The organism is Nonomuraea sp. NPDC003201 (assembly GCF_053590415.1).
In genome coordinates, this window is record NZ_JBSFTC010000001.1 from 43,781 (window position 1) to 69,443 (window position 25,663).

Sequence of the window (25,663 nt, forward strand, 5' to 3'; positions counted from 1 at the left end):
ATGAAAGCGTTCGTCCTTCCCGCGTACGGCTCACCCCTCGTCCTGACCGACATCGACCAGCCCGTTCCCGGCGACGACGAGGTGCTGGTCCGGGTGCGCGCCACCTCCGTCCAGCCCTACGACTGGCACTTCCTCCGCGGCGAGCCGTACGTCGCCCGTGTGATGGGCGGCGGCCCGGGGCTGCGCGCCCCGCAGTTCAGCGTCCTCGGCGCCGACGTGGCCGGGGAGGTGGAGGCGGTCGGCAAGGACGTGACCGGGTTCCGGCCCGGCGACGAGGTGTACGCGATGCCCAAGCAGGGCGGCTTCGCCGAGTACGTGTGCGTGCCGGAGAGCGAGCTGGCGCTCAAGCCGAGGAACATCTCGTTCGAGGAGGCGGCGGCGGTGCCGATGGCGGCCGGCACCGCCCTGCTGGCCCTGCGCGACGACGGCCGCGTCCAGCCCGGGGAGCGCGTTCTCATCAACGGGGCCTCCGGCGGCGTGGGCACGTTCGCCGTCCAGCTCGCCAAGGTGTTCGGCGCGCACGTCACCGGCGTGTGCAGCTCCAGGAACGTGGGCCTGGTCAGGTCGCTCGGCGCCGACGAGGTCGTCGACTACACCAAGGAGGACTTCACCCGGAGCGGGCGGCGCTACGACCTGCTGCTGGACATCGCGGGCAGCCGCTCGGGCTCCGCCTGCCGGCGGGTGATGACCCGCAAGGCGACCCACGTCCTCGTCGGCGGCCCGGCCGGCCGCTGGTTCCAGCCCGCGAGCCACGTGTTCGCGACGGTCATCGCGGGGCTGTTCGTGTCCCAGCGGGTGGTCGTGACGCAGGTCGTGCCCTGCACGGAGACCAAGCAGAACCTCATGACGCTGGCCGAGCTGATCGAGGGCGGCGAGATCCACCCGGTGATCGACCGGACCTACCCGTTCGCGGAGATCCCGGCGGCCGTCAGCTACCAGGAGGAGGGCCACGCGTCCGGCAAGGTGGCGATCTCCATCTGATCCCACATCTTGGACTGATTTGTCTTAGTAAGAGAGATGTGTCCTAGAGTTCCGAGCATGACACCACTGGAGATGGTCGCGGTGCTGGCGGCCGGGGTGGCGGGCGGGGCCATCAACACCGTCGTCGGCTCCGGGTCGCTGATCACGTTCCCCACGCTGCTGGCCGTCGGCCTGCCGCCGATCACGGCGAACGTCTCCAACAACATCGGCCTGGTCCCCGGCGGCCTCACCGGCGTCATGGGCTACCGGGCCGAGCTGAAGGGCCAGCGGGAGCGGCTGCTCAGGCTGGCCCCGGCCTCCGTCATCGGCTCGCTGGCCGGCGGGCTGCTGCTGCTCAACTTGCCCGAGAGCAGCTTCAACATGATCGTGAGCGTGCTGATCGCCCTGTCCTGCGCGCTGGTCCTCATCCAGCCCAGGCTGAGCCGCCTGCTGTCCGCCCGGCCCGGGCGCGCGCACGGCGGGCCGTGGCTGTGGCTGGGCACGCTCGCCGCCGGCGCCTACGGCGGCTACTTCGGCGCGGGCCAGGGCATCCTGCTCATCGGCCTGATGGGCATCATGCTGGACGAGGAGCTGCAGCGCGTCAACGCGGCCAAGAACGTGCTCGCCCTGCTGGTCAACTTCACCGCCGCCGTCCTGTACATCCTGGTCGCGGACGTCGACTGGCAGGCCGTGCTGCTGGTGGCGCTGGGCTCGATGATCGGCGGCTTCCTCGGCGCGCGCCTGGGCCGCAGGCTGCCCGCGCCGATCCTGCGCGGCGTGATCGTCTGCATCGGCGTCGTCGCGATCGTCAAGCTCCTGGCCACCTGATCAGCCGGACAGCCCGAAGAAGAACGCGGCCGGGATCAGCGCCACGACCAGGGCCGCGGCCCACCACCGGGGAGCGGGGCCGGCGCGCAGCACGGCGACGCCCAGCGGCACGAACGCGACCGCCAGCCCGGCCAGCGCGACCAGCGAGATCGGGTCGCTGCTGCCCTTGAGCACGCCCAGCGGCAGCCCGGCCGCCAGCGCGAGGCAGACGCACCGGATCACGCCGAGCGCCCTGGCGCGGTAGGCGCCGACGGCGAGCACGATCCAGCCGGCCATGATGCAGACGTTGACCGCCTTGAACACGTGGAAGGCGCTGTAGGTGGCCTCGACCGCCCGCCGCGCCGCGTCCAGCCCGAGGACGTCCACCAGGTGGAAGGCCAGGTGGCTCACCCCGGCGTGGAAGACCCGTCCGAAAAGGCCGAGGATCACCAGCGTGGCGCCCCATTGCGCCCAGCCGGGGTGCGAGCTCCTGATCAGGCGGGCCAGCGAGGTCACCGCGGGCCACAGGAGCACGACGCCGGCGGCGTACAGGCTGTAGGACAGGACCATCCGCTCCGGGTGGGCGGCGTAGGCGGCGAGCTGGTCGGGGAAGAAGTCGCCCTCGCCCGCCCGGATGAGCACCCCGGCGAGCAGCAGCGACGGGCCGAGCACCAGCCCGGCGCCCTCGACCCAGCGCCCGGGAAGCGTGTGCGTGATCGTCATGCCACCGATCCAAGCGGCGGGCGCGCCCGCGCACACGGGCGCTGTCGCGAGAACCGGCGGTAGAGCCAGCACTACCAGGATGTAATCTGCGTAGTTTTAGTACGACCGAATCCTGCGACAGAAGGGACCAGGCACGTGCCCGACGATGCCGGCCTCCAGGCACTACGCGAGGCGGCCCGCCTGTCTCCGGACAACCTCCCGCTCCGCCGGCATCTCGCCGAGCAGCTGCTGACCAAGGGGTACCTGGCCGACGCCGAGGCCGAGTTCCGCGCCGCGCTCCTGCTCGCGCCCAAGGACCCGGACATCTCGGCGGGGCTGGCGGAGGCGTTCGTCCGGCAGAGCGCCCACGGCGCGGCGCTCTCTGCGCTGGAGCCGTTCCTGGCCTCGCCCGGCTACCCGCCGCGGATGGGCGTGCTCGCGGCCAGGGCCCTGCTCGGCGAGGGCGACTTCGGCCGGGCGGCCTACCGCTACCACGAGGCGGTCTCCCGTGACGCGTCCGTCGCCGACCCCGAGCTGGCCGCCCGCCTGACCACCCCGGTCGCCCCGTCCGTGCCCGCGGCGCCCGCCCCGTACGCGACGACGCCTGCGGACGCGCCCTCCGGCGCGGAGGTGGAGAAGTCGAAGGTCACCTTCGCCGACGTGGCCGGGATGGACGAGGTCAAGGAGGCGCTGCGGGTGAAGCTGCTGCTGCCGCTCCAGCAGCCCGAGCTGTTCGCCGCGTACGGCAAGCGCGCCGGCGGCGGCGTCCTGATGTACGGCCCGCCCGGAGCGGGCAAGACCCACCTGGCCAGGGCCGCGGCCGGCGAGCTCGGCGCGTCGTTCGTCAACGTCGGCCTGTCCGACATCCTCGACATGTACGTGGGGTCGAGCGAGCGCAACCTGCGCGCCACGTTCGAACTGGCCCGCCGCAACCGCCCGTGCGTGCTGTTCTTCGACGAGGTGGACGCGCTGGCCGCGCGCCGCTCCGACATGCGCCAGGCCCACACCCGGCAGCTGGTCAACCAGTTCCTGGCCGAGCTCGACGGCGTGGACCAGGACGCCAACGAGGGCGTCCTGGTGCTGGCCGCCACGAACGCGCCCTGGTACATCGACGTGGCGTTCCGCCGCCCTGGCCGCTTCGACCAGCTCGTGTTCGTGCCGCCGCCCGACGCGTCGGCGCGCGCGGCCATCCTGCGCCTCCTCTGCCGCGACAAGCCGCTGGCCGAGATGGACTTCGACGCGGTGGCGCGGGTGACCGACCACTTCGTCGGCGCGGACCTGAAGGGCGTGGTGGACCGCGCGGTGGAGGCCAAGCTCCACCAGTCGATCAGCGCCGGCCGGCCCATCCCGATGAACACCCACGACCTGCTGGCCGTCGCCCAGGTCGCCAGGCCCACCGCCGTGCGCGAGTGGCTGGCCACCGCGCGCAACTACGTGCTGCACGCCAACGAGTCCGGTGCGTGGGACGAGCTGATGCCCTGGATCAAGGGCAAGCGGTGAACCCACGCGAGTCGATCCAGCGGGCCGGCACGCTGCTGCAGATGCGCCGCCCGGCCGACGCGGAGCGGGAGCTGCGCGGCGTGCTCGCCGTCATGCCCGAGCACTTCACCGCGTTCTCGCTGCTCGGGCTGGCCCTCGTCCAGCAGGGCAGGACCGCCGAGGCCGTGTCCGCGGCCCAGGAGGCGGTACGGCTGGCGCCCGACCAGTCGTACCCGCACTACATGGCCGGGCAGGTCTACCTCCGCATCCAGCGGCCGGACCTGGCCGTCACCGCCGCCGAGACGTCGCTGGCGCACAACCCCGAGTCGGCGTCGACCTGGGAGCTGCTGGCCCGCGCCCACCTGCGGCTGGGCCGGTACCGCCAGGTGGTCGAGGCGGCCCGCCGGGGGCTGGCCATCGATCCGCAGGAGTCGGACCTGGTGAGCCTCCTGGCCATGGCGCACGTCAAGCTCGGGGAGGCGGAGCAGGCCAGGGCCGCCGCCGCGGACGCCGTACGGCTCGATCCGGAGAGCGAGACCGCGCACCTGGCGTACGGGCACGCGGCGCTGGCCGCCGGCGACGCGAAGACGGCCGCCGCGGCCTTCCGCGAGGTGCTCCGGCTCGACCCCGGCTTCGACCCGGCCAGGGACCTCCTCGTCATGGCGCTCAAGCAGCGCAACCCGCTCTACCGGATCCTGTCGAACCTGCGCGGCCGGTTCCTGGGCGGCTGGCGGATGGTCCTCCTGCTGCCCGCGGTGCCGCCGCTCATCGCCGTGTTCGTCCTCATCGCGGTGCTGCACTGGGCGGCGTGGGTGGCCGAGGCGGTGACCGTGCTGCGGCTGGCCCGCGCGAAGGCGACCAGGCTGCTGTTCGAGGGAGTCGAGGCCCGCGTGGCCATCGCGAGCTGCGCGCTGCTGGCCGCCGGGGTGGGCGTGCTCGCGCTGGGCATCGCGCTCGGCCAGGACGCGCTCGGCATGGCGGGGGCGGCGCTCATGGCGCTGGTCACCCCGGTGCAGGAGGCCACGCACACGGGCTCGGCCCGCGGGCGCCGCGCGCTGTACGGCTGGACGGGGCTGCTCGTGGTCGCGATCGTCGCGTCCGTGGTCCTCGGCTCGCCGAGCGCCGCGCTGCTGGCCCTGTACGCCGGGATCGGCACGATCTGGGTGGCCGCCGGCGTACGCCGGTTGTTCCCCGCTCCCGAGCGCCAGCCTGCCCGGTGAAACTTTCAAGCATTCTGCCTGGTCACAGCCATAGAACCCACGGTGCGTTGACGAGCGTGAAGACGGCGTCCGAGCATGACGCCGCGTTCTCCCTCTCCGAAAGGCACCCCCATGCACTTGTCCAAGGCGATGACGGCCGCCCTGGCCACGCTGGTGGCCGGAGCGGCAGTCGCTGTCGCGGTGACCACCGCCGCCCCGGCAGGCGCGGCCGCCGGCACGGGCACCGGCTACCTGCACACCAGCGGCAACAAGATCGTTGACAGCACGGGCGCGACCGTGCGCCTGACCGGCCTGAACTGGTTCGGCATGGAGACCGACAACCGGACCTTCCACGGCCTGTGGTCGAGCACTCCCTGGAAGGGCCACATCGACAAGATGGCCTCGCTGGGCTACAACACGATCCGCGTGCCGTACTCCAACGACGCGCTCAAGTCCGGCGCCACGGCCACCGGCATCAACGACTACGTCAACCCCGACCTGATCGGCCTGTCGCCGCTGCAGATCCTGGACAAGATCATCGCGTACGCGGGCGGCAAGGGCATGCGGATCATCCTCGACCGCCACCGCCCGACCGCCGCGGGCCAGTCCGCGCTCTGGTACGTCGCCGCCACGCCCGAGAGCACCTGGATCAACGACTGGAAGACGCTGGCCCAGCACTACGCGAACAACCCCACCGTCATCGGCGCCGACCTGCACAACGAGCCGCACGCCGAGGGCACCAACCCCAACGCGACCGGCTCCTGCTGGGGCTGCGGCGACCAGGCCCGCGACTGGCGGCTGGCCGCCGAGCGGGCCGGCAACGCGGTCCTTTCGGTCAACCCCAACTGGCTGATCTTCGTGGAGGGCGTGAGCTGCCCGAGCGGCGGCCTGTCCAACGTGTGGGACGGCGATCCCACCAACGACGAGGACTGCGGCTGGTGGGGCGGCAACCTGTCGAAGGCGGGCCAGTATCCGGTACGGCTCAACGTGGCCAACCGCCTGGTCTACTCGCCCCACGACTACGCGACCTCGGTCTACCACCAGACCTGGTTCGACGCCCCCGACTACCCCGCCAACCTGCCGGCCATCTGGGACAAGTACTGGGGCTACCTGTACAAGCAGAACATCGCGCCGATCATGATCGGCGAGTTCGGCACCACCCTGGCCGCGAACGTGGACAAGATCTGGCTGCAGGAGCTCCTGAAGTACACCGGGACCGGGGTGAACGGGATGTCGTTCACCTACTGGTCGTGGAACCCGAACTCCGGTGACACCGGGGGCATCCTCAACGACGACTGGACCACCGTCAACCAGGCCAAGCAGGCCATCCTCCAGCCGTACCTGATCCCGCCGACCGGCGGCACCGGGCAGCCCTCCGACACGCCCACGCCCAACCCTCCCGGGCAGTGCACGGTGACGTACAAGCAGACGAGCTCCTGGCAGGGCGGCTTCCAGGGCGAGCTGACGGTGAAGAACACCGGCACCGGCACGATCAACAACTGGGCCGCAACCTGGACGTTCCCGTCGGGGGTGACGCTGGTCAACGGCTGGAACGCGGTCGTGACCCAGTCGGGCACCACGTGGACCGCCAAGGGCCCCGACTACGCCAGGAACCTCGCCCCCGGCGCGTCGGTCGCCGTCGGCTTCACCGCCAACGGCACGGCCGCCCAGCCTGCCAACGCCACCTGCTCCTGACCCTTCCCACCGTCACGGGCTCCCGCCGTCGCGAGCTCCTGACCCTCCGCCGTCGCGGGCGGACGCGCTCCCGCCCGCGGCCCCCGAACGAGCGCCCGCCCCGCGATCCACGACCGAGCACCGCGGGGCGGGCGCTCGCTTTCCCTTCCCCAAGGGAGCGCATCCTCTACGGCCCTCCCCCGAAGACGGCGTCCCTAACGTCTCCCTCCACCAAAGGCAAAGAGGGTTGACCACGGGTCCCACGTAGTGGATAACGGATTCCGACAAAGGGAGTAAACCTGCACTGTTACGGAGACCCCGATGGCAAGCGCGGCTTCTCCCGCATTGGTCGGGCGCGACACCCAGTTGCGGCTGCTCACCGGCGCCATCGCGGAGCCCCCCTCCGTCATCCAGGTGCAGGGCGAGGCGGGCATCGGCAAGACCAGGCTCGTCAGAGCGGCCATCGACCCCCTGCGTCAAAGCGGGCGAACCGTGCTGCTCGGCCACTGCCACCAGATCCGCGAGCCGCTCCCGTACGGCCCGGTGCTCGACGCGCTCCGGGACGTCGCACCGGCGCTCCCGCCCCAGGACCGGCTCAGCCCGCTCACCGGCGTCCTGCGCGGCCACCTGCCCGAGCTGGCCGGCCACCTCCCGCCCGCCCCGTCGCCGCCGGCGTTCGACGATCCGCGGGCCGAGCGGCACCGGCTGTTCCGGGCCGTCCACGCGCTGCTGGCCGCGGCCGGTCCCGTCGTCCTCGTCGTGGAGGACCTGCACTGGGCCGACGACGGCACCCGTGACCTGCTGCGCTTCCTCACCGACCAGCCGCCCGACGGGCTGGCGCTGGTGGTGACGTTCCGGCGGGAGGAGCTGCCGGTGCCGGGGCTGCCGTTCGGGCACGCGTACCGGCGGACTCCCGGGGTGCGCGGCGAGGTGATCTCGCTGACCCCGCTCGACGTCGAGGGTGTGCGCAGCCTCACCGGCGCGCTGCTCGGCCGGTCGGCGCCGACCCCCGAGTTCGCCGCCCGGCTGCACGAACGCACCGCGGGCGTGCCGTTCGTGATCGAGGAGGTGGTGCGCTCGCTGCTCGACGACGAGGGCCGCTTACCCGAGCCGGACGCGCTCGACCGCATGGCCGTGCCGCTGCTGCTGCGCGAGGCGATGACCGAACGGCTCGCCGGGCTGTCGCCGGCCGCGCTGCGCGTCGTGCGGGCCGCCGCCGTCCTGGGGCTGCCCGCCGACGAGACCTTGATCGCCGCCGTCTCCGCGCCCACCCCGTCCGAGCCCGGGCTTGGCCAGGCGCTGGAGGCCGGCGTGCTGCTCGAGCACAAGGACGGCCAGTACGGCTTCCGCCACACCCTCGCCCAGCAGGCCGTCTACGACACGATCCCCGGCCCCGAGCGCCGCCAGATCCACCACCGGGCCATGACCGCGCTGTCCGGGCTCGACCTGCCGCCCCTCGTCCAGCTCGCCCACCACGCCCGCCGCGCCGGCGACTACGCGGCCTGGCAGCGCCACGGCGCCGCCGCCGCCGACCACGCCGCCGCGCTCGGCGACATCCCGCTCGCCGTCGAGGTGCTCGAAGGGCTGCTCGCCGACCCCAAGCTCCCCCACGACGCCCGCGGCCCGCTGGCGCTCAGGCTCAGCAGGGTCGCCGCCATCGGCCTGTCCCACCGCCGCGTCGTACGCATCCTGCGCCACCTGCTGTCGGACGACTTCCTGTCCCCGCAGGTACGCGGCCAGGCCCGGCTCAACCTGGGCGTGCTCCTGTCCAACCAGGCGGGCGCGGTCGCCGCCGGCCGCCAGGAGATCCTGGCCGCGCTCCCCGACCTGCACGACAGCCCCAGCCTGGCCGCCCGCGGGCTGGCCCTGCTGGCGATGCCCGCGTGGGGCGGCGAGCCGCTCTCCATGCACCAGGAGTGGATGGTCCAGGCGGAGAAGCTCCTCGACGACCGCGACCCCGAGCTGACCGCCGCCGTACTGGTCAACAAGGTCACCTTCGCCATGCTGGTCGGCGCGCCCGACGCCTTCGAGCTGGTCGGGGAACTGCCGGTCAACGACCCGGCCCCGGCCGTGCGCCGCCAGGTGGCACGCGGCTACTCCAACCTGTACGACGCCGCCGTGGCGCTCGGGCACTATGCGGCGGCCGAGCGGTTCGCGGACCAGAGCAGGCGCATCGCCGAGGAGACCGGCGCGCTCTACCCGGAGTTCCTGCTGGAGATGTCGTCGATCCGGCTCGACCTGCTGACCGGCCGCTGGAAGGGGCTGCGCGAGCGGGCCGTCGCCGCCGTCGAGATGTCCTTCGAGGCGCCGCTGCTGGCGGTGGACGCCCGGCTGACGCTCGGCATGCTGGCCCTGGCCAGGGGCGAGTGGGACGAGGCCGGCGAGCACCTGGAGGCGGCCGGCGTACGCGACCTGGACTCGGGTTTCCTGCCCGTCGCCGCGGCGGCCTCCGGCGGGCTGGTGGAGCTGCACCTGACCCGCGACTCCCCGGAGTCGGCGCTGCGCGAGGCCGATCTGGCGGTGGGCCGGCTCCGGCGCAAGGGCGTGTGGGTGTGGGGCGACCAGCTCGTGCCGGCCGCCGTCCTCGCGCTGCTCAAGGCGGGCAGGCGGGGCGCGGCGGCGGATCTGGTGGCGGAGTTCGCGGCGGGGATCGAGGGCCGGAACGCACCGTCGGCGGAGGCCGGGCTGGACGCCGCCAGAGGGGCGCTGGCCCAGGACGGGGAGGAGGCGGCCCGCCACCACGCCAGGGCCCGGAGCGCGTATGAGGCGATGCCGCGGCCGTACGGCGCGGCGCGGGCGGCCGAGGCCGAGGCGGGCGCGCGGTTCGCGCTCGGCGACCGGGCCCGGGCCGCCGACCTCGTCGCCGACGCGGGCGAGCGGTACGCGGCGCTCGGCGCCACCCACGACGCGGCCCGCTGCCGCCACCTGCTGCGCGAGATCGATCCGACCGGGGCGCGGCGCAGGGGCCGGCGGGGCCGCAGCGGGGTGCTGTCGCCCCGGGAGAGCGAGGTGGCCAGGCTGGTCGCGCTCGGCCGGACGAACCGGGAGATCGCGGAGGTGCTGTTCCTGTCGCGCCGCACGGTGGACACCCACGTGGCCAGGGTGCTGCAGAAGCTCGGCGTGCGGACGAGGGCGGACGTGCGGGAGCCCCGGCCGGACGACCGGCCGGGGCTCGTGGAGAGCTAGACGGTGATGCTCCAGGAGTCGATGAAGCCGGTGTCACCGGCGTAAACGTCCTCGATGTCGAGCACCCAGGTGCCCGCCGCCTGCTGGCTCACCGGGACGGTGAACGTCCTGGTGCCGTACTGCGTGCAGGTCGTGCCGCCGTACCTGTCGACCGCGTACCAGGTGCCGCTCGGCCCGCGTACCCAGATGTCGAGGTCCTCCGCGCACGTGTGGCTGATCGTGATCGAGATCCGGACCGGTGAGGTCGCGGTGCCCGTCGCGGTGGAGGTGATCGAGCTCTGGGTGTTGTTGAAGTCGGTGATCGGATAGTTGGTGTCGTTGGTGAACGTCCGGCCGCCGGAGGTGCTCTGGACGGTCAGCGCGTACGTCGCCGTGTGCGTGCCCGTCACGCCGGTGCCCGTCACCGTGACGGTGTAGCTGCCGGCCGGGGTGGTGGGCGCGGTCGAGATCGTCAGCGTGGACGAGCCGCCCGAGGTCACCGAGGCCGGGTTGAACGCGGCCGTGGCGCCGGTCGGGAGGCCGCCGGCCGACAGGTTCACCGTCTGCGCGGTGCCCGCCGTGGTGGCCGTGCTGACCGTGGACGTGGCTGCCGAGCCCGCCTGCACCGTGCCGGATGTGGGGCTGAGCGAGATCGAGAAGTCACGCGTCGGCGGGTTCGAGCTGACGGTGAGCGCGTACGTCGCCGTGTGCGACGTCGAGCCGGTCCCCGTGACGGTGATGTTGTACGTGCCCGCCGCCGTCGACGAGCCGACCGAGAGCGTCAGCGTCGAGGAGTTGCCCGAGGTCACCGACGACGGGCTGAAGCTCGCCGTGGTGCCGCTGGGCAGCCCCGACGCGCTCAGGGTCACGGTCTGGGCGCTGCCGGAGGTGGTCTGCGTGCCGACCGTGGCCGTCGCCGAGCCGCCGGGAGCCGCGCTGCCGGAGGTCGGGCTGAGCGAGATCGAGAAGTCGCTGGTCGAGGTGCCGCACGCGGGCTCGCCCGAGGCCGCCGCCACGCTGACCGCGCTCCACGCCGCCTTGGTGGTGTTGCACTGGGCGCTGTTGGCGCCGAACAGCTCGATCGCGGCCGCGACAGAGGCGGCGCGGATGTTCGTGTAGCGCCAGGACGAGGTCTTGCGGGCCAGCGCGCCCATGTAGATCTTGCCGGCGTTCTGGATGCCGACACCGGTGACCGACGAGGGGCCGCCGGAGCAGATCGGGCTGGACGGCTTGCCGCCGCCGGGGTTGTTGCCCTCGGCCAGCAGGTAGAACCAGTGGTTCAGCGGGCCCGCCGCCGCGTGCACCTCGGTGCTCGGGATCGAGGAGGAGTAGCAGTTCGGGTCGCCGAGCGCGCTCGGGTTGTACATGTTCCGGATCGGCCCGTCGCCGACCAGGTTGACCTCCTCGCCGACCAGGTAGTCGGCCGGGTCGTTCGGGTTGGCGGCGTACGCCTCGGTGAGCGCGCCGAAGATGTCACCGGTGCCCTCGTTGATGCCGCCGTTCTCGTTGCCCGATCCGGCGCCGCCCGGGGTGGTCTGGAAGATCGCGTGCCCGAACTCGTGCGCCACGACGTCGATGGGGGTCGCCTGGCGGGCGTTGTCCTGGCTGTGGCCGAAGTTGGTGTAGCTGCCGTTCCAGTAGGCGTTCACGTCGGCGAGCCCGACCCGCGCGGGGAAGCCGCGGCCGCTGCCGTTGATGCCGCTGCGGCCCAGCCAGTCGCGCAGCATGTCCCACTCGCGCTGCACGCTGTAGAGCGCGTCCACGCAGGCGGTCTCCAGGTTGGTGCCGCCGGCGTTGCCCCAAGCGTCGTCGGTGCCGGTGTAGGCGCTGCCGTTCTGTCCGCCGCACTGGATGCCGGGCCTGGACGTGTCGGTCATCGAGTACGAGCTGCCGGAGCCGCTGGTCCCGATGGTGACCTGGCCGTAGTAGTAGCCGTTGCCGGTGCCGGCGCGTACGAGGTCGTACGAGTCGGCGATCTCACCGGTACGCGCGTCCACGAACACGTGCTGGATGCTCGGCTTGCCGTCGGCGATGCCGCTGACCGTGGCGTCCCAGGCCAGCCTCGGCTTCTCGCCCCAGGCCAGGACGACCAGGCGGGGCGCGGCGGTGTCGTCCACGCGCGAGAGCTTGGTCCTGGCGACCTCGGTGGCCTTGGCGGCGCTGACCGTGGCCCTGGTCGGCACGTCGCCCGGGGTCGGGCCCGTCGCCGCGACCGTGTCCCGGACGTTCCCCGCCGCGTCGGTGACCACGACGGCGTCGCCGCCGACCATCGGCAGGCCCTTGTAGGTGCGCTCGTACGACACGTAGAACATGTCGGCCGCGCCCGGGGTGACCGCCACGCGGCTGTAGGCCTCGTCGGGGCCCCGGGTGAGCTCGTCGAGCTGGCTGGAGACGGCCTTGTCGGCCACCTGTGCGGCGAGCGAGGCGGGGTCACCCACGCGCGCCGTCTGCTGCTGCTGCTGCGGTGCGGCTCCCGGAGGGGCGGCGTTCGCGGGTGGCGTCTGTAACGCCAGGGTCGTGGCCGTGGCCACGCCGACGACCGCCGCGAGTAAGGCTTTGCGTTTCACGGCTGTGCTGCTCCTTTCGAAGATCTCCCTCGGAGCCGGCGCGCTTCGTGAGCGCACGACGGCCCGCGCGCCGCACGGGGATCGCCTCGGCGGCGGGATTGCAGGGAGATTGGGGGGTGGAAGCTAGCAGTGCTGTTGCGCCTTGATGCCGCGACGCTAAACGGTCACTCCCGACTGGGAAATACGTATACGCATCGGTAGGTATACCGATAATTCCGTTTCAACTGCTCAGTTGGGGGACAATCGGGGCGTGCAATTCGGCATCCTGGGCCCGCTCCAGGTGCGCTCCCCCGATGGCGAGCCCCTGGCGATCGGCGGTCCGCGCCCGCGTGCCCTGCTCGCGTTGCTGCTGCTCGACGCCGGGCGGATGGTGAGCGTCGAACGGCTCATCGACGGCCAGTACGGCGACCGGCCGCCCACGGAGGCCGCCAACGCCATCCAGGCGCAGATCTCCCGGCTCAGGCGGAGCCTGCCGGCCGGCCTGATCGAGTTCCACGGGGCGGGATACCGGCTGGCGGTCTCGCCGGACGACGTGGACGCGCACCGGTTCGAGCGGCTGTCCCGCGAGGGGCGCAGGCTGCTGGCGGCCGGTCGGTTCCCGGGAGCCGCCTCCTCGCTGAGGGAGGCCCTGGAGCTGTGGCGGGGACCGGCGCTCGCGGACGTGGCCGACGCGCCGTTCGCGGGGCCGCAGGCGCTCCGGCTGGAGGAGCTGCGGGTGTCGGCCATGGAGGACCTGATGGAGGCCGAGCTGGGCCTGCCCGAGGGCAGCCCGGTGGCCGCGCTGCAGGACCTGGTGGCCGCGCATCCGCTGCGCGAGCGGCCACGCGGGCTGCTGATGCGCGCGCTGGAGGCGGCGGGGCGGCCGTCCGAGGCGCTGACCGTCTTCGACGAGACGCGCCGCCTGCTCGCCGACGAGCTCGGCACCGACCCCTCGCCCGAGCTGGCGGCCCTGCACCTGGCGATCCTGCGCGCCGAGCGGCACCAGGTCCGGCGGGTCGCGCCGCCTGCCCAGCTGAACCGACTCGTCGGGCGGGAGGACGAGCTCGCGCGGCTGGCCGCTCTGAGCGGCGTCCGCCTGGTGACGCTCGTCGGCCCCGGCGGCATCGGCAAGACCCGCCTGGCCATCGAAGCCGCCACCCGCCTCCTCCACCCGGAGACGGCCGCCGCCGACGGGGGTGCGGCGCGGCGCGGCCGGGAGGCGTGCTTCGTGGACCTGTCGCTGGTGGACGGGACCGGGCAGGTGGCGAGCGCGGTGCTGGCGGCGCTCGGGTTGCGCGAGTCGGCGCTGCATGGGCTCCCCGACCCCACCGAACGCCTGGTGGCGGCGCTGGCCGAGCAGGACCTCCTCCTCGTCCTGGACAACTGCGAACACGTGCTCGCCGAGGTCGCCACGCTGGCCCGCCGCCTCCTCGCCGCCGCCCCCGACCTGATGATCATGGCGACGAGCAGGGAGCCGCTGGGCATCACCGGCGAGCACCTGGTCCCGCTGGCGCCCCTGCCCACCGACCCGGCCGTCACGCTGTTCGCCGAACGGGCGGCGGCCGTGCGGCAGGAGTTCGCGGTCGGGCCCGGCAACCTGGACGCCGTCCTGCGGATCTGCGCGGCGCTGGACTGCCTGCCGCTGGCCATCGAGCTGGCGGCGGCCCGGATGCGCACGTTCGGCGTGGAGGAGATCGCCACCCGGCTGGCCGAGCACGACAGGTTCCGGCTGCTGTCGCGCGGCGACCGTACCGCCCCCACGCGCCACCAGACGCTGCACGCCATCGTGGAGTGGAGCTGGAGCCTGCTCGACGCCGAGGAGCAGGCGCTGGCCAGGCAGTTCTCCGTGTTCGCCGGTGGCGCGAGCCTGGAGGCGGTGGAACGGGTGTGCGGCGCGGACAGCGCCGACCTGCTGGCCGACCTGGTGGACAAGTCGCTGGTCGAGACCGACGGCGAGCGCTACCACATGCTCGACACCATCCGCCTGTTCTGCGTGGAGCGGCTGGCGGAGGCGGGCGAGGAGGACCGGCTGAGAGCGGCCCACGCGGCCTGGTTCCTGGAGTTCGCGCGCCGCTCCGACGGTCACCTCTACAGCGCCGAGCAGCTCCGGTGGCTGGCCCTGCTCTCGGCCGACAACGCGAACATGCAGGCGGCGCTGCGGTGGAGCGTCGAGCACGACCCGCCGGCGGCGGCGCGGCTGGTGGCGGCGCTGGCCATGTACTGGTGGCTGAGCGGGCGGCGGGGGGAGGCGACCCGGCATGCCGTGCGGCTCCTCGACGCCATCGGCCCCGAGCTGGGGGAGGAGTACGTGCTGGTGGTGCTGCACGCCGTACCCGACGCCGAGTCCCCGCACTGGAAGCAGGCCCGGACGGTCATCGGCTCGCTGGACCGGCCGATGCGGTCCCGGTTCGGCCCGGCCCTGTGGGGGATGCTCGCGGGGCCGCCCGTGCCCGGGGACGCGGTCGCCGTCCACGTGATGGGGCCGGATCCGTGGAGCAAGGCGCTCGGACGGCTCAGCGGCGCGCTGCTGGAGCTGGTGAGCGGCGGCGTCGCCGGCGCGGAGCGGGGACTGGAGTCGATGCTCGCGGAGTTCGGCGCCTTGGGTGAGCGCTGGGGGAAGACGCAGGGGCTCGACTGGCTCGGACTGATCGCGAGCTGGCGCGGTGAGTGGGGACGCGCCATGGGGCTGTGGCAGGAAGCGGTCGGCCTGCTCGAAGAGCTCGGGGCGATGGAGGAGCTGGTGGACGTGCTGCACCGGCGGGCGGAGGCGCGCTGGCGGGCCGGGGACGCCCGGGCCGCCCGCGCCGACTGCGAGCGGGCCGGGGATCTGGCGCGCCGGCTCGGGCGGCCGGAACAGACGGCGTGGGTGAGTCTGCGGCTGGGCGAGATGGCCCGCCTGGAGGGTGACCTGGCGGAGGCGTCCCGCCACCTGGAGGCCGCGTTCGCCGCCTCCGAGACCGGCCTGTTCCAGGCCCACGGGGCCAGGTCGCACGTGCTGACGGCGCTCGGCCGCCTGGCCGAGGCGACCGGCGACGCCCCCGAGGCCGCGCGCCGGCACGCGGAGGCGCTGGCCATGACGCTGAATTCGCCGCTGGCCATCGACCTCGCCGACGCCGCGGAAGGCCTGGCGGGCCAGTGCCTGCTGGACGCCGCGGAAAACCCGGAGCGGGCGGCGGTGCTGCTCGGGGTGGGGGTGGCGCTGCGTGGCATGGCCGTGGCCGGGGATCGGGACGTCGCCAGGATCGCCGCCGCCGCCACGGAGGTCCTCGGGCCCGCGGGATTCGCGGCGGCGTACTCCAAGGGGGCGTCGATGAGCAGGGACGACGCGCTCGCCACCCTGATCGCGACCGCGAGCCCGGACCGCTGACCCAGCCGCTGACCCAGCCGCCGACCCAGCCGCTGACAGGGCCCGCCCCGGCTGTCAGCCGGCAGTCGCCCCGCTGTCAGCGGCGCTCGCGAAGCTGACGGACATGAAGAACACCAACGTCCTCATCTCCGGCGCCAGCATCGGCGGCCCCGCACTCGCCCTCCTGCTCTCCCGCTACGGCTTCAACGTCACCGTCGTCGAGAAGGCCCCGTCGCTGCGCCCCGGCGGCCAGGCCGTCGACTTCAAGGGCCACACCCACCGCACCGTCCTGACCCGCATGGGGGTGCTCAAGGACATCGAGGCGCTCCAGACCGGCGGCAGTGACCAGGTGATCGTCGACGCGGACGGCCACAAGCTGACGGTCATTCCCGGCGAGTTCACCGGCGGCGAGATCGAGATCAAGCGCGGCGACCTGTCCAGGGTCTTCTACGAGCGGACCGCCGCGAGCTGCGAGTACGTCTTCGGCGACTCGATCACCTCGCTCACCGAGACCCCCGGTGGCGTGCACGTCACCTTCGAACGCTCCGCCCCCCGCACGTTCGACCTGGTGGTGGGGGCGGACGGCATCCACTCCAACGTCCGCCGCCTCGCCTTCGGCCCCGAGGCCGACTACGTGAAGCACCTCGGCTACTACTACGCGCTGGTGGACGTCGAGGGGGACTTCGGCACGGTCTCGAAGATGTACAACGAGCCCGGCAGGATGGCCGCCGTCGGCGGGCCGAAGGCGCCCGCGTTCTTCGTCTTCGCCTCCGAGCGCCTCGACTACGACCGGTACGACATGCGGCAGCAGAAGGAGCTGCTGACCCGCGCCTACGCGGGCATGGGCTGGCAGGGCCCGGCGCTCATGGAGGCGGTGCGCCGCTCCCCGGACGTCTATCTCGACTCCCTCAGCCAGGTCACCATCGACCGCTACAGCCAGGGCCGCGTGGTGCTGCTCGGCGACGCCGCGTACGGCAACACCCTGGCCGGCTTCGGCACGGGCCTGGCCACGGTCGGCGCGTACGTGCTCGCGGGCGAGCTCAAGCGGGCCGGCGGCGATCACCGCGTGGCCTTCGCGCAGTACGAGGAGCAGATGCGCGGATACGCCAAGGTCGCCAAGAACGGCAACGCGGGCCCCTTCCTCGCCCCCCGCACCAGGAAGGGGATCCGGATGCGGAACTGGATGTTCAAGTACGGCTTCCTGCTCGGTTGGATGATGAAGATGACCGACAAGTTCGCGAACGACATCACGCTGAAGGAGTACTGAACCTTTCGCGCATCGGCCGCATCCAACCCACACATGAACAAGATTCAGCAGCTTGCCGCCCTGTCCGTGCTGCCCGTCGCCGCGGCCCTGATCGCCCTGCCCGCCCAGGCCGCGGAGCGCCCCACCTGCCCCGTTCCGACGAAGGCGGAGGTGAAGCGGTCGTTCGACAGCAAGATCGACAAGCCGGCAAGGGGCGCCACCGCCATCAAGGGGGTCCGCGTCAACCACATCCCGAAGGGCTTCACGTACGGCGGGGTCGTCGCCGGCAAGCACGACGGCATCACCGAGTACGGCTACCAGTGGCTGGACGACCGCCCCAACGCGGACATCAAGCAGCGCTCACTCTGGGTCAGGGTCGTGTGCTGGCCGCAGGCGAGCAAGCCGGCGCAGCTCAAGAACGGGCCGTTCGACATGGGGACGTTCTCCGGCGACACCGAGACCGTGAAGATCGGCGGCCGTCAGGTGCTCACCCAGGAGGGCGACGGCGCGCTCGGCGCCGGCCGGTACGCGGGCTGGGTCGAGCGCAAGGGAGTCGTCGTCACCGTGATGGCCAGCACGCCCCTCGTCCCCGAGCTGTCGAAGATCATCAAGGGGATCAGGCTCTGAGCAGGCCGACCCCGCCATCGATGCGCAGCTGCGGGGTGCCGTCCAGAAGGGGGATGTGGGGCTCGTCGTCGCCGATGTGCCAGTCCTGGACGGGCACCAGGCCCGGCCCGATCAGCTCGAACCCCTCGAACAACTCCAGCACCTCGTCCCGCGTGCGGAACCGCGCCTGCGCGGGGGTGCCCGCCGTCGCCATCGTGAGCTGGGCGATCGCCTCGGGGGCGCTCTCCGCCATCCCGTGAGTGGCCACCAGACAGCTGCCCGGCACCATGCGCTTCCTGAAGGCGGCCACGATGCCGCCGGGGTCCTCCTCGTCCATGACGTAGTGGAGCACCCCGACCATCAGCACGCACACCGGCTGCTCGAAGTCGATCAGGCCGGTGACGCTGGGGTCGGAGAGCACGTCCTCGGGGCGGCGCAGATCGGCCTGGATGCTGGCGATGCCCGGCGAGTCGGCGAGCAGCACCTGAGCGTGCAGCCGCACCACGGGGTCGTAGTCCACATAGACCACTCGGCAGGCCGGGTTCACCGAGCGGACGGTCTCGTGGATGCTGGGCGAGGTCGGGATGCCGGTGCCCAGGTCGATGAACTGCCGCAGGCCCTGCTTCGCCAGATGGCGGACGGCCTCGACCTGGAACCTACGGTTGGCCCTGGCCACCAGACGGGTGTCCGGGGCGACCGCGAGGAGCTTCTCCGCCACTGCCCGGTCGACCGCGACGTGGTCCTTGCCGCCGAGCAGATAGTCGTACACCCGGGCGGAGCTGGGAACCGTCGGGTCCACTCCGGGCGGAACGCGTTCTAGCTCGGTCACTGGGGGCCGTCTCCTTCCACGCGTGCGACTCCGAACGCCATACTACTCGGCAGTCCCGCACGTAATAGGGCAGATTACGCAGGCACCCTCAAGCCGGACGGGCAGTCCGAACAGAACAGGTTCTGCCCTGCCCGCCGATCAGGAGAACCGGGCCAGGAGCTCCTCGGCGGCGGCGAAGCCGGCGACCACGTCGGCCACCGTGCGCCGCTCGCGCACCATGCCCACGGCCTGCCCCGCGTAGATGCAGGCCGTGTCGAAGTCGCCTTCGGCCCGCGCCGCCGCCTGCCGGGCCGGGGCGTCGTCGTCCGCGGCCAGCTCGTCCTCCCGCCCGGCCCACCGGTCGAAGAACGCGTTGCGCAGCGCCCGCCCGCCGAACTCGGGCGGCCAGTCCAGGCGCTGCGCGATGTCGAAGACCCGCCCGTACGCGGTGCCCGTCTCCTCGGCCGCCAGCAGGCGCTCGGTGGCCGTCTCCGAGAGGGCCGTCTCCGCGCATCCCATGAAGGCCGTCCCGACCCAGGCCCCGGCGGCACCGGCGGCCAGCACGGCGGCGAGCCCGCGCGCGGTCGAGATGCCGCCCGCCGCGAGCACCGGGACGCTCACCGCGTCGAGCACGCTCTGCAGCAGCGGCAGCGTGCCCACCGCGTCGCGCCCGTGGCCGCCCGCCTCGGCCCCGCGCGCCACGACCGCGTCCACCCCGGTCTGCTCGGCGGCGCGGGCCTCGTCGGTCGTGCCCGCCTGGGTGACGACCGTGATGCCCGCCTGCCGGAGCTCCTCCACATAACGCGCATACGGCCCGAAGCTCACGGAGACGATCGTGGGCCGGAGCTCGAGCACAGCGTCGAACTGGGCCGGGTTGCCGGCCAGCGCCCAGGCCATGAGCCCGATCCCGTACGGACCGCCGCCCGCGACGGCGGCCTCCTTGGTGATCCACTCACCCGTGGCCGCGGCGGCGACCCCGATCATGCCGAGCGCGCCCGCCTCGGAGACGGCGGCGGCCAGCCGGCCCGCGCCCACCCCCGCCATCGGCGCCCCCACCACGGGCACCGCCAGGCCGAACCGTTCGGTAAGCCATGTGCGCAAGGTCATCTCCCCATAGAAAACCCCTGTTGGGACCAGTCTTCCATGGCCTTCCCGACCCCCGGACCGGAAAATACAGCCGGATGACCGATGCGCTCGCGGCACACACCTGTGCATCCTGGTGGGGAACGTCTTTCGTTCCGCAGCGGAGAGGAGTCACGAGCGCATGGACAACGCGGCAGGCCGCCCGACCGTGATCTTGGACAATGGCGTGGTCGGCAGGGTCATGCTGGCACATCCCTCCAGGCGCGACCTCGTGCTCGTGCTCGGCATGGACGGCACCCTGCTCAGCTGCCAACTCGACGACATCGCCTGCGTGGTCGGGGGCAAGCCCCTCTGCCGCGACGGCTGACCTGCCGGACGTTCTAGGCACCGGTCACGATGCCGCCGATCAGGCTCGCGACCGCGAAGTCGTTGGTGAGCCGGTTCTTGGTGAGCGCGAACGCGGTGCCGGTCGCCGTGTCGGCCCAGGCCGCGCTGCCGCCCGCCCCGGGCACCCCGAACACCGTCGGGCTCGCCTCGGCGGTCGAGCCCGGGCCTCCGATGCCGTACCCGAGCCCCCAGGTCGTCGGCATGCCGAACACCTCGTCGAGCCCGCTGGAGGCCACCGCCGTCGCCTCGCGCAGCCGGCCGGGCGGGATCAGCCGCGTCCCGTCCACCTCGCCGAGCAGCGCCGCGTACATCCGCGCGATGGCCCGGGCCGAGGTCTTGCCGCCCGCGGGGATGTCGGAGGACAGGTAGTCGCCGCGGCTGCCCAGCTCGGCGGTCGGCATCAGCGCCATCGGCCCCGCCTTGAACATCGGCAGGTCCGCCGGCATCTCGCCCCACGCCGCCGGGTCCACCGGCGCGTCCTCCAGCCTGGCCAGCCGGTGGTGCTCGGTCTCCGGCATCCCGAAGTAGAGCTCGTCGGCCACTCCCAGCGGGCCCGCCACGTCCTCCAGCAGCACCTGCGAGATGGGCTTGCCGGTGACCCGCCGGACGATCTCGCCGACCAGGAACCCGAACGTGTACGCGTGGTAGCCCACCTTCGTGCCCGGCTCCCACCACAGCTCGGCGTCCTCCAGCGCGGCGATCATCTTGTCCCAGTCGCAGACGTCCTCAGGCGTGGTGTCGAGCGGCACCCCCGGCACGCCGGCCGTGTGCGACAGCACGTGGCGTACGGTCACGCCCTGCTTGCCGTGCCGCCCGAACTCCGGCCACAGCTCCGCCACCGGGGTGTCGTAACCGAACAGGCCCCGCTCGGCCAGCACGTGGGCCACGGTCGCGGTGGCGCCCTTGCCGATCGAGAAGTTGTAGAAGGGCGTGTCAGCCGTGACGGGCCGCCCGGTCCCGGGGTCGGCCACGCCCGCCACCACATCCACGACCTGGACGCCGTCACGATAGACGGCCACCTGGAGCCCGCGCTCCGCGCCTGACTCGACGAGCCCGTCGGCGGCTTCCTGCACCTGCTGCTGAAGATCACTCATGTCCTGCTTTGTCCTTTTCATCGGTGGAACTAGACGGTACGGTACTCACTTAGTACGGAACTGTCTAGTACTGTGTTCTCGTCGAAGGACGAAGGGATGGGCATGGCACCGGAAGAGGACGGCCGCACGGCACGCAAGCGCAGGCAGATCATGGATGCGGCCCGGCCGGTGTTCCTGCGCAACGGCTACGTGGGCGCGAGCATGGACGAGGTGGCGGCGCTGGCGTCGGTCTCGAAGCAGACCGTCTACAAGCACTTCACCGACAAGGAACAGCTGTTCACGAGCATCATCCTCGACACGACGACCCAGGTCGACGGGCTGGCCAAGCTCATCACCGCGGCGCTCGACGACAGCGAGGACCTGGCGAAGGACCTGGGCGAGCTGGCCCGCCAGTTCCTCGGCGCGCTCATGCGGCCCGACGTGCTCCGCCTGCGCCGGCTGGTGATCGCCGAGGCCGACCGGTTCCCCGACCTCGGCCGCACCTGGTACCAGCAGGGCTTCGAGCGCTCGCTGGAGACCCTGGCCGCCGCCTTCGACCGCCTGGCCACCCGCGGCCTGCTCCGCCCGGACGACCCCGAGCTGATCGCCCAGCACTTCGTGGGCCTGCTGCTGTGGGTCCCGGTGAACAAGGTCATGTTCTGGGGCGGCGGCGACCACTACACCGAGGCCGACCTCGAACGGCTCTCCGAGTCCGCCGTCGCCGCGTTCCTGCGCGCGTACGGGGCCTCCCCGACCGGCAGGGCTAGGTCAGATATTTCCTGAGCCCGGCGGCCAGGGCCACGGCCATGCGCTCGCGGAAGCCGGGGTCGGACATCTTGGCCGCGTCGCCGCGGTTGCGCATGTTGCCGCACTCGATGAACACCGCGGGGCGCACGGAGAGGTTGAGCCCGCCCAGGTCGGTGCGGGTCTGCAGCCCGTCCACGCCGGTGTAGGTGGCGTACGGCAGGCCCGTGCCGTCCCGGTAGGCGTTCCTGATGTCCACCCCGAGGCGCCGGGACGGCTTGATGATCTGGTCGTTGTGCCCGGAGACCAGCCCCGGCATGATCACGTGGAAGCCGTGCCCGCTCGGCGCGGCGCCGTCGCCGTGGATGGACAGGACCGCGTCCGCCCTGGCCTCGTTGCCGATGGCGGCCCGCTCGGTGACGCACGGGCCGACGCCCTTGTCGTCGGGCCTGGTCAGCACGACCTTGGCGCCCATCTTCTCCAGGATCGGCCTGAGCCGGCCGGCGACGTCCCAGGTGAAGGCGTGTTCGGGGTATCCGGCGTCCGTCTGCGTGCCGGTCGTGTTGCAGGGCTTCCTGCCCGTGATGATGTCGACCTGGCGGTTGATCTCCGCGGGGTGCGCGGCGTTGCCGCCGTTGTGGCCGGGGTCGATCACCACGATCTTGCCCGAGAGCGCGCCTCCGGCCGGCGTCCGGCCGGCGGACGGCGCCGCGGGCAGCGCCGCCTCCTGCGAAACGGGCACGGCGCTGCCGCACGCCGTGGTCAGCGCGGCCAGCGTGACGACCGCCACGAATCCGGTCCGGTACGCGCACATGATCCCGACCGTACCGGCTGCCGAAGGGCAAACCCAAGACTCACCTGACCTGCGCGTTCGTGTCGCGGCACGGCTTTCCGGCACCCGAGAATTCCTCATTTTTTATCTGGCACTTTTACCCAAAATCACCATTTTTCCGGACTTAGTGATAAATGGGCCTACCCGGGCGATCACGTTCTTGGTAGACATTTCCGCTGGCGGCCAAACGCCGCCGGCCGAAAGCGGGTTGTCCTTTTAAGGCGATAATGAGCGGACCGATTCAAGGTGCTTGCCGATGATTTCTTCCTCGTCTCATGGGACACGACCGGCACGGGCAAACCCCGCCTCCACGTGCAGGGCATCGCGCTCGGCCTGGCGGGTGCCCTGATCGGCGAACTCGTGCTGCACCAGAGGGTCGCCGTGCGCGGCGTGCGACTCGACGTGATCGACTCCGAGGACGTCACAGATAAGGTGGCCAATCGGGTTCTGTCCGATATCGGGGATTCGCCGCACCACACCGACGTGCGCACGTGGCTGGCGTATCTGGCGCAGCGCTCGGTCGATGACGTGGGCGCGCGGTTGGTCGACGCCGGGCTGCTGGAGCGCGAGGCCCCCAAACTGCTCAGGCGCAAGCCGCCCCGGTTCTTCTCCACCGACTTCAGCAAGGCCATGTGGCCCGCGACCCGGCTGCGGCTGGCGCTGGTCCGGCAGTGGCCGCTGTCGCCGCAGGACATGGCGCTGGCCACGCTGGTGGACGCGTGCGACATGACGGAGACCGTGCTCGACGATCCGGCCGACCGGCGGGTGGCCCGCCGGTACCTGACCACGCTGCTGACCTCGATGCCCCAGCCGCTGCGCGACCTGAGCCGCCAGGTGAGCGCCGCCGTCGGCGACGCCGTACTGACCTACCGCACCTGAACACCCCCCACCCCCGGAGGAATCCGATGCTTCCCGTGAAGTCCCGGCCCGACCTCGTCGCCGGCGCGCTCGCCGCCGACCGGCTCGGCGCGCCCTCGGTCGTCTACTTCGTGCTCTCCGCCGCGGCGCCGCTCACCGTCGTCGCGGGCGTGGTCACCACCGCGTACGCGGTCACCGGGATCACCGGGCTGCCCATCGCGTTCCTGGTGGTCGGGGTGGTGCTGGCGGTCTTCGCGGTCGGGTACGTGGCGATGGCCCGCCACATGGCCAACGCCGGCGCGTTCTACACCTACATCAGCCGCGGCCTGGGCCGGCCCGCGGGCATCGCGGCGGCCTGGGTGGCGCTCATCGCGTACAACGCGCTGCAGGTGGGCCTGTACGGCGCGTTCGGGACGGCGGCCACGCCGCTGCTGGAGCGCTGGTTGGGCCTCACGCCGCCCTGGTGGCTGGTCGCCCTGGTCGCGTGGGCGCTGGTCGCGGTCCTGGGCCTGATGCGGGTGGACGTGAACGGCCGCCTGCTGGCCGTGCTGCTGACCGCCGAGGTGGCGGTCATCCTGCTGTTCGACTTCGCGGACCTGGCCCACCCGGCGGCCTCCGGGTTCTCGATGGAGACGCTGTCGCCGGGCGCGCTGTTCGCACCCGGTGTGGGGGCGCTGCTGGTGATCGCGACGCTGGGGTTCGTCGGGTTCGAGTCGTCCGTGGTGTTCTCGGAGGAGAGCCGGGAGCCGCGCCGTACGGTCCCGCTGGCCACCTACTCTGCCGTGGCGATCATCGCGGCCGTGTACGCGCTGTCGTCATGGGCGATGACGGTCGCCACCGGGCCCGCGAACATCGTGGCCGTCGCGAACCGCGACCAGGCCGACACCATCTTCAAGCTGGCCGGGGCGCACCTGGGCGACGGCGTGGTGGACATCGCCAGGGTGCTCTTCGTGACCAGCCTGTTCGCGGCGATGATCTCGTTCCACAACACCACCGCCCGCTACTTCTTCGCGCTCGGGCGCGAGCGGGTGCTGCCGGCCGTCTTCGGCCGGACGAGGGCGCGCAGCGGAGCGCCCAAGGCGGGCTCGATCGCCCAGAGCGTGTTCGGGCTGGCGGTCATCCTGGTCTACGCGGCGCTCGGGCTCGACCCGCTGGTGCAGCTGTTCTTCTACGGCGGCTCGTTCGGCGGGTTCGGGGTGCTGCTGCTGATCTTCGTGACGTCCGTCGCGGTGATCGTCTTCTTCGTCAGGGAGCCGGGCGGGGAGACGCTCGCGCGCCGGGTGATCGCTCCGGTGCCCGCCGCGCTCGCGCTGGCCGTGATGGTATGGCTGGCGGTGACGAACTTCGCCGCACTGCTCAACGTACCCGAGAGTGATCCGTTGACCTGGATTCTGCCCGGTGTTTACGGGGTAGCTGCGGTAATTGGGGTGATTTGGGCGTTCATCCTGCGTACCGGACAACCCGCCGTTTACTCACTGGTCGGGATGGGCGCCAAGGCGGCGACCGCCCAGGACGGCAGCTGACAGAACGAGAGGAGCCTGGGCGATGAAACAGCAGACGTGGGCGATGCGGCCGGTCATCCGTCACGCGACGGCGGACGACGCGGGACGGGTGGCGGAGCTCATCGCGACCGCGTTCTCCGGGCTGAGGGCGGTGCACTACCTCGTGCCGGAACGCAGGGAGCGGCACCGGGTCATGACCGCCAACTTCCGGATCCTCGTCGACCACGCCGTCGAGCACGGGGAGATCCACCTCATCGACGACGGGCCCGCGGTCGCGGTCTGGTTCCCGCGCACCGCGCCGCTGCCCGAGCCGCCCGACTACGACCGCCGCCTGGCCGAGACGACGGGCGAGTGGGTCGAGCGCTTCCGCGTGCTCGACGAGTTGTTCGAGGCGAACCATCCGGCGGAGCCGTACCACCATCTGGCCTTCCTGGCGGTGCACCCGGACCGCCAGAACGAGGGGCTCGGGTCGGCGCTGCTGCGCTACCAGCACGCCCGGCTGGGCGGCGTGCCCGCGTACCTGGAGGCCAGCGACCCGCGCAACCGCGACCTGTACGCGCGCCACGGCTACCGGCAGAGCGAGCCGTTCGCGCTGCCGGACGGGACGCTGTTCTGGCCGATGCGCCGCGCCTGAAAGTTTCATAGT

20 protein-coding genes are annotated in these 25,663 nt (G+C 72.3%); 14 read left to right on the plus strand and 6 right to left on the minus strand.

All coding sequences use genetic code 11. The features are described 5' to 3' along the window. A complete protein-coding gene (locus ACWDX9_RS00235; protein ID WP_449947141.1) occupies positions 1 to 981 on the plus strand; it encodes an NAD(P)-dependent alcohol dehydrogenase in 981 nt (326 codons plus the stop codon). A 57-nt stretch (positions 982 to 1,038) separates the two neighbouring features. After that, the gene (locus tag ACWDX9_RS00240; protein ID WP_449947144.1) at positions 1,039 to 1,788 is read left to right on the plus strand and encodes a sulfite exporter TauE/SafE family protein; all 750 of its coding nucleotides are present in this window, start codon (positions 1,039 to 1,041) and stop codon (positions 1,786 to 1,788) included. Here the strand turns inward: ACWDX9_RS00240 and ACWDX9_RS00245 are convergent, their stop codons facing one another. Beyond that, complete coding sequence (locus ACWDX9_RS00245) at positions 1,789 to 2,490, minus strand: hypothetical protein (RefSeq protein ID WP_449947147.1); 702 nt, start codon at positions 2,488 to 2,490, stop codon at positions 1,789 to 1,791. 135 nt (positions 2,491 to 2,625) lie between these two features. On the opposite strand from ACWDX9_RS00245, the gene ACWDX9_RS00250 reads away from it, so the two are divergent. The 4 genes from ACWDX9_RS00250 (at position 2,626) to ACWDX9_RS00265 (ending at position 10,007) form a co-directional block, all read left to right on the plus strand. Next, on the plus strand, positions 2,626 to 3,969 hold the full coding sequence (locus ACWDX9_RS00250) for an AAA family ATPase (RefSeq protein ID WP_449947149.1): 1,344 nt from the start codon (positions 2,626 to 2,628) through the stop codon (positions 3,967 to 3,969). Continuing rightward, on the plus strand, positions 3,966 to 5,168 hold the full coding sequence (locus tag ACWDX9_RS00255; protein WP_449947152.1) for a tetratricopeptide repeat protein: 1,203 nt from the start codon (positions 3,966 to 3,968) through the stop codon (positions 5,166 to 5,168). Before ACWDX9_RS00250 ends, ACWDX9_RS00255 begins: the two co-directional genes overlap by 4 nt. A 111-nt stretch (positions 5,169 to 5,279) precedes the next feature. Next, entirely contained in the window at positions 5,280 to 6,842 is a 1,563-nt protein-coding gene (locus ACWDX9_RS00260; protein WP_449947155.1) for a cellulase family glycosylhydrolase, read from the plus strand. Between the two features lie 300 nt (positions 6,843 to 7,142). Next, a complete protein-coding gene (locus ACWDX9_RS00265) occupies positions 7,143 to 10,007 on the plus strand; it encodes an ATP-binding protein (RefSeq protein ID WP_449947157.1) in 2,865 nt (954 codons plus the stop codon). On the opposite strand, the gene ACWDX9_RS00270 is transcribed toward ACWDX9_RS00265, so the two are convergent. Then, positions 10,004 to 12,553, minus strand: coding sequence for a M4 family metallopeptidase (locus ACWDX9_RS00270; RefSeq protein ID WP_449947159.1), 2,550 nt, complete (start codon positions 12,551 to 12,553; stop codon positions 10,004 to 10,006). The two genes, ACWDX9_RS00265 and ACWDX9_RS00270, sit on opposite strands and share 4 nt — an antisense overlap. 250 nt (positions 12,554 to 12,803) lie before the next feature. On the opposite strand from ACWDX9_RS00270, the gene ACWDX9_RS00275 reads away from it, so the two are divergent. From ACWDX9_RS00275 to ACWDX9_RS00285, 3 genes are all read left to right on the plus strand, one after another. Next, positions 12,804 to 15,899: a BTAD domain-containing putative transcriptional regulator gene (locus tag ACWDX9_RS00275; RefSeq protein ID WP_449947162.1), complete on the plus strand. Its 3,096-nt coding sequence runs from the start codon at positions 12,804 to 12,806 to the stop codon at positions 15,897 to 15,899. Between the two features lie 103 nt (positions 15,900 to 16,002). Then, positions 16,003 to 17,145, plus strand: a complete 1,143-nt coding sequence (locus tag ACWDX9_RS00280) for an FAD-dependent monooxygenase (protein ID WP_449947165.1) — start codon at positions 16,003 to 16,005, stop codon at positions 17,143 to 17,145. A 33-nt stretch (positions 17,146 to 17,178) separates the two neighbouring features. Beyond that, positions 17,179 to 17,751 carry a hypothetical protein gene (locus tag ACWDX9_RS00285; protein WP_449947168.1) on the plus strand — a complete coding sequence of 191 codons (573 nt, stop codon included), beginning with the start codon at positions 17,179 to 17,181 and terminating at the stop codon, positions 17,749 to 17,751. Here ACWDX9_RS00285 and ACWDX9_RS00290 read toward each other — a convergent pair. Both ACWDX9_RS00290 and ACWDX9_RS00295 read right to left on the minus strand, forming a co-directional pair. Beyond that, entirely contained in the window at positions 17,741 to 18,559 is an 819-nt protein-coding gene (locus ACWDX9_RS00290) for an SAM-dependent methyltransferase (protein ID WP_449947170.1), read from the minus strand. The two genes, ACWDX9_RS00285 and ACWDX9_RS00290, sit on opposite strands and share 11 nt — an antisense overlap. Before the next feature lie 138 nt (positions 18,560 to 18,697). Further along, positions 18,698 to 19,639, minus strand: a complete 942-nt coding sequence (locus tag ACWDX9_RS00295; RefSeq protein ID WP_449947173.1) for an NAD(P)H-dependent flavin oxidoreductase — start codon at positions 19,637 to 19,639, stop codon at positions 18,698 to 18,700. A gap of 163 nt (positions 19,640 to 19,802) precedes the next feature. Here ACWDX9_RS00295 and ACWDX9_RS00300 point away from each other — a divergent pair, with 163 nt between their 5' ends. Next, positions 19,803 to 19,988 carry a hypothetical protein gene (locus ACWDX9_RS00300; RefSeq protein WP_345000866.1) on the plus strand — a complete coding sequence of 62 codons (186 nt, stop codon included), beginning with the start codon at positions 19,803 to 19,805 and terminating at the stop codon, positions 19,986 to 19,988. 13 nt (positions 19,989 to 20,001) lie between these two features. On the opposite strand, the gene ACWDX9_RS00305 is transcribed toward ACWDX9_RS00300, so the two are convergent. Further along, positions 20,002 to 21,102: a serine hydrolase domain-containing protein gene (locus ACWDX9_RS00305; RefSeq protein ID WP_449947176.1), complete on the minus strand. Its 1,101-nt coding sequence runs from the start codon at positions 21,100 to 21,102 to the stop codon at positions 20,002 to 20,004. 102 nt (positions 21,103 to 21,204) lie between these two features. Here ACWDX9_RS00305 and ACWDX9_RS00310 point away from each other — a divergent pair, with 102 nt between their 5' ends. Beyond that, the gene (locus ACWDX9_RS00310) at positions 21,205 to 21,864 is read left to right on the plus strand and encodes a TetR/AcrR family transcriptional regulator (protein WP_449947179.1); all 660 of its coding nucleotides are present in this window, start codon (positions 21,205 to 21,207) and stop codon (positions 21,862 to 21,864) included. Here ACWDX9_RS00310 and ACWDX9_RS00315 read toward each other — a convergent pair. Further along, positions 21,845 to 22,639: an N-acetylmuramoyl-L-alanine amidase gene (locus ACWDX9_RS00315; RefSeq protein ID WP_449947182.1), complete on the minus strand. Its 795-nt coding sequence runs from the start codon at positions 22,637 to 22,639 to the stop codon at positions 21,845 to 21,847. The genes ACWDX9_RS00310 and ACWDX9_RS00315 overlap by 20 nt on opposite strands. Positions 22,640 to 22,903: 264 nt before the next feature. Here ACWDX9_RS00315 and ACWDX9_RS00320 point away from each other — a divergent pair, with 264 nt between their 5' ends. Genes ACWDX9_RS00320 through ACWDX9_RS00330 form a run of 3 tightly spaced genes read left to right on the plus strand, consistent with a single transcriptional unit; the run spans position 22,904 to position 25,651 of the window. Beyond that, positions 22,904 to 23,536, plus strand: coding sequence for a GOLPH3/VPS74 family protein (locus tag ACWDX9_RS00320; RefSeq protein ID WP_449947185.1), 633 nt, complete (start codon positions 22,904 to 22,906; stop codon positions 23,534 to 23,536). Positions 23,537 to 23,562: 26 nt separating this feature from the next. Further along, positions 23,563 to 25,038, plus strand: a complete 1,476-nt coding sequence (locus tag ACWDX9_RS00325; RefSeq protein WP_449947188.1) for an APC family permease — start codon at positions 23,563 to 23,565, stop codon at positions 25,036 to 25,038. A 22-nt stretch (positions 25,039 to 25,060) separates the two neighbouring features. Continuing rightward, complete coding sequence (locus tag ACWDX9_RS00330; RefSeq protein ID WP_449947191.1) at positions 25,061 to 25,651, plus strand: GNAT family N-acetyltransferase; 591 nt, start codon at positions 25,061 to 25,063, stop codon at positions 25,649 to 25,651. Positions 25,652 to 25,663 lie beyond the last annotated feature (12 nt).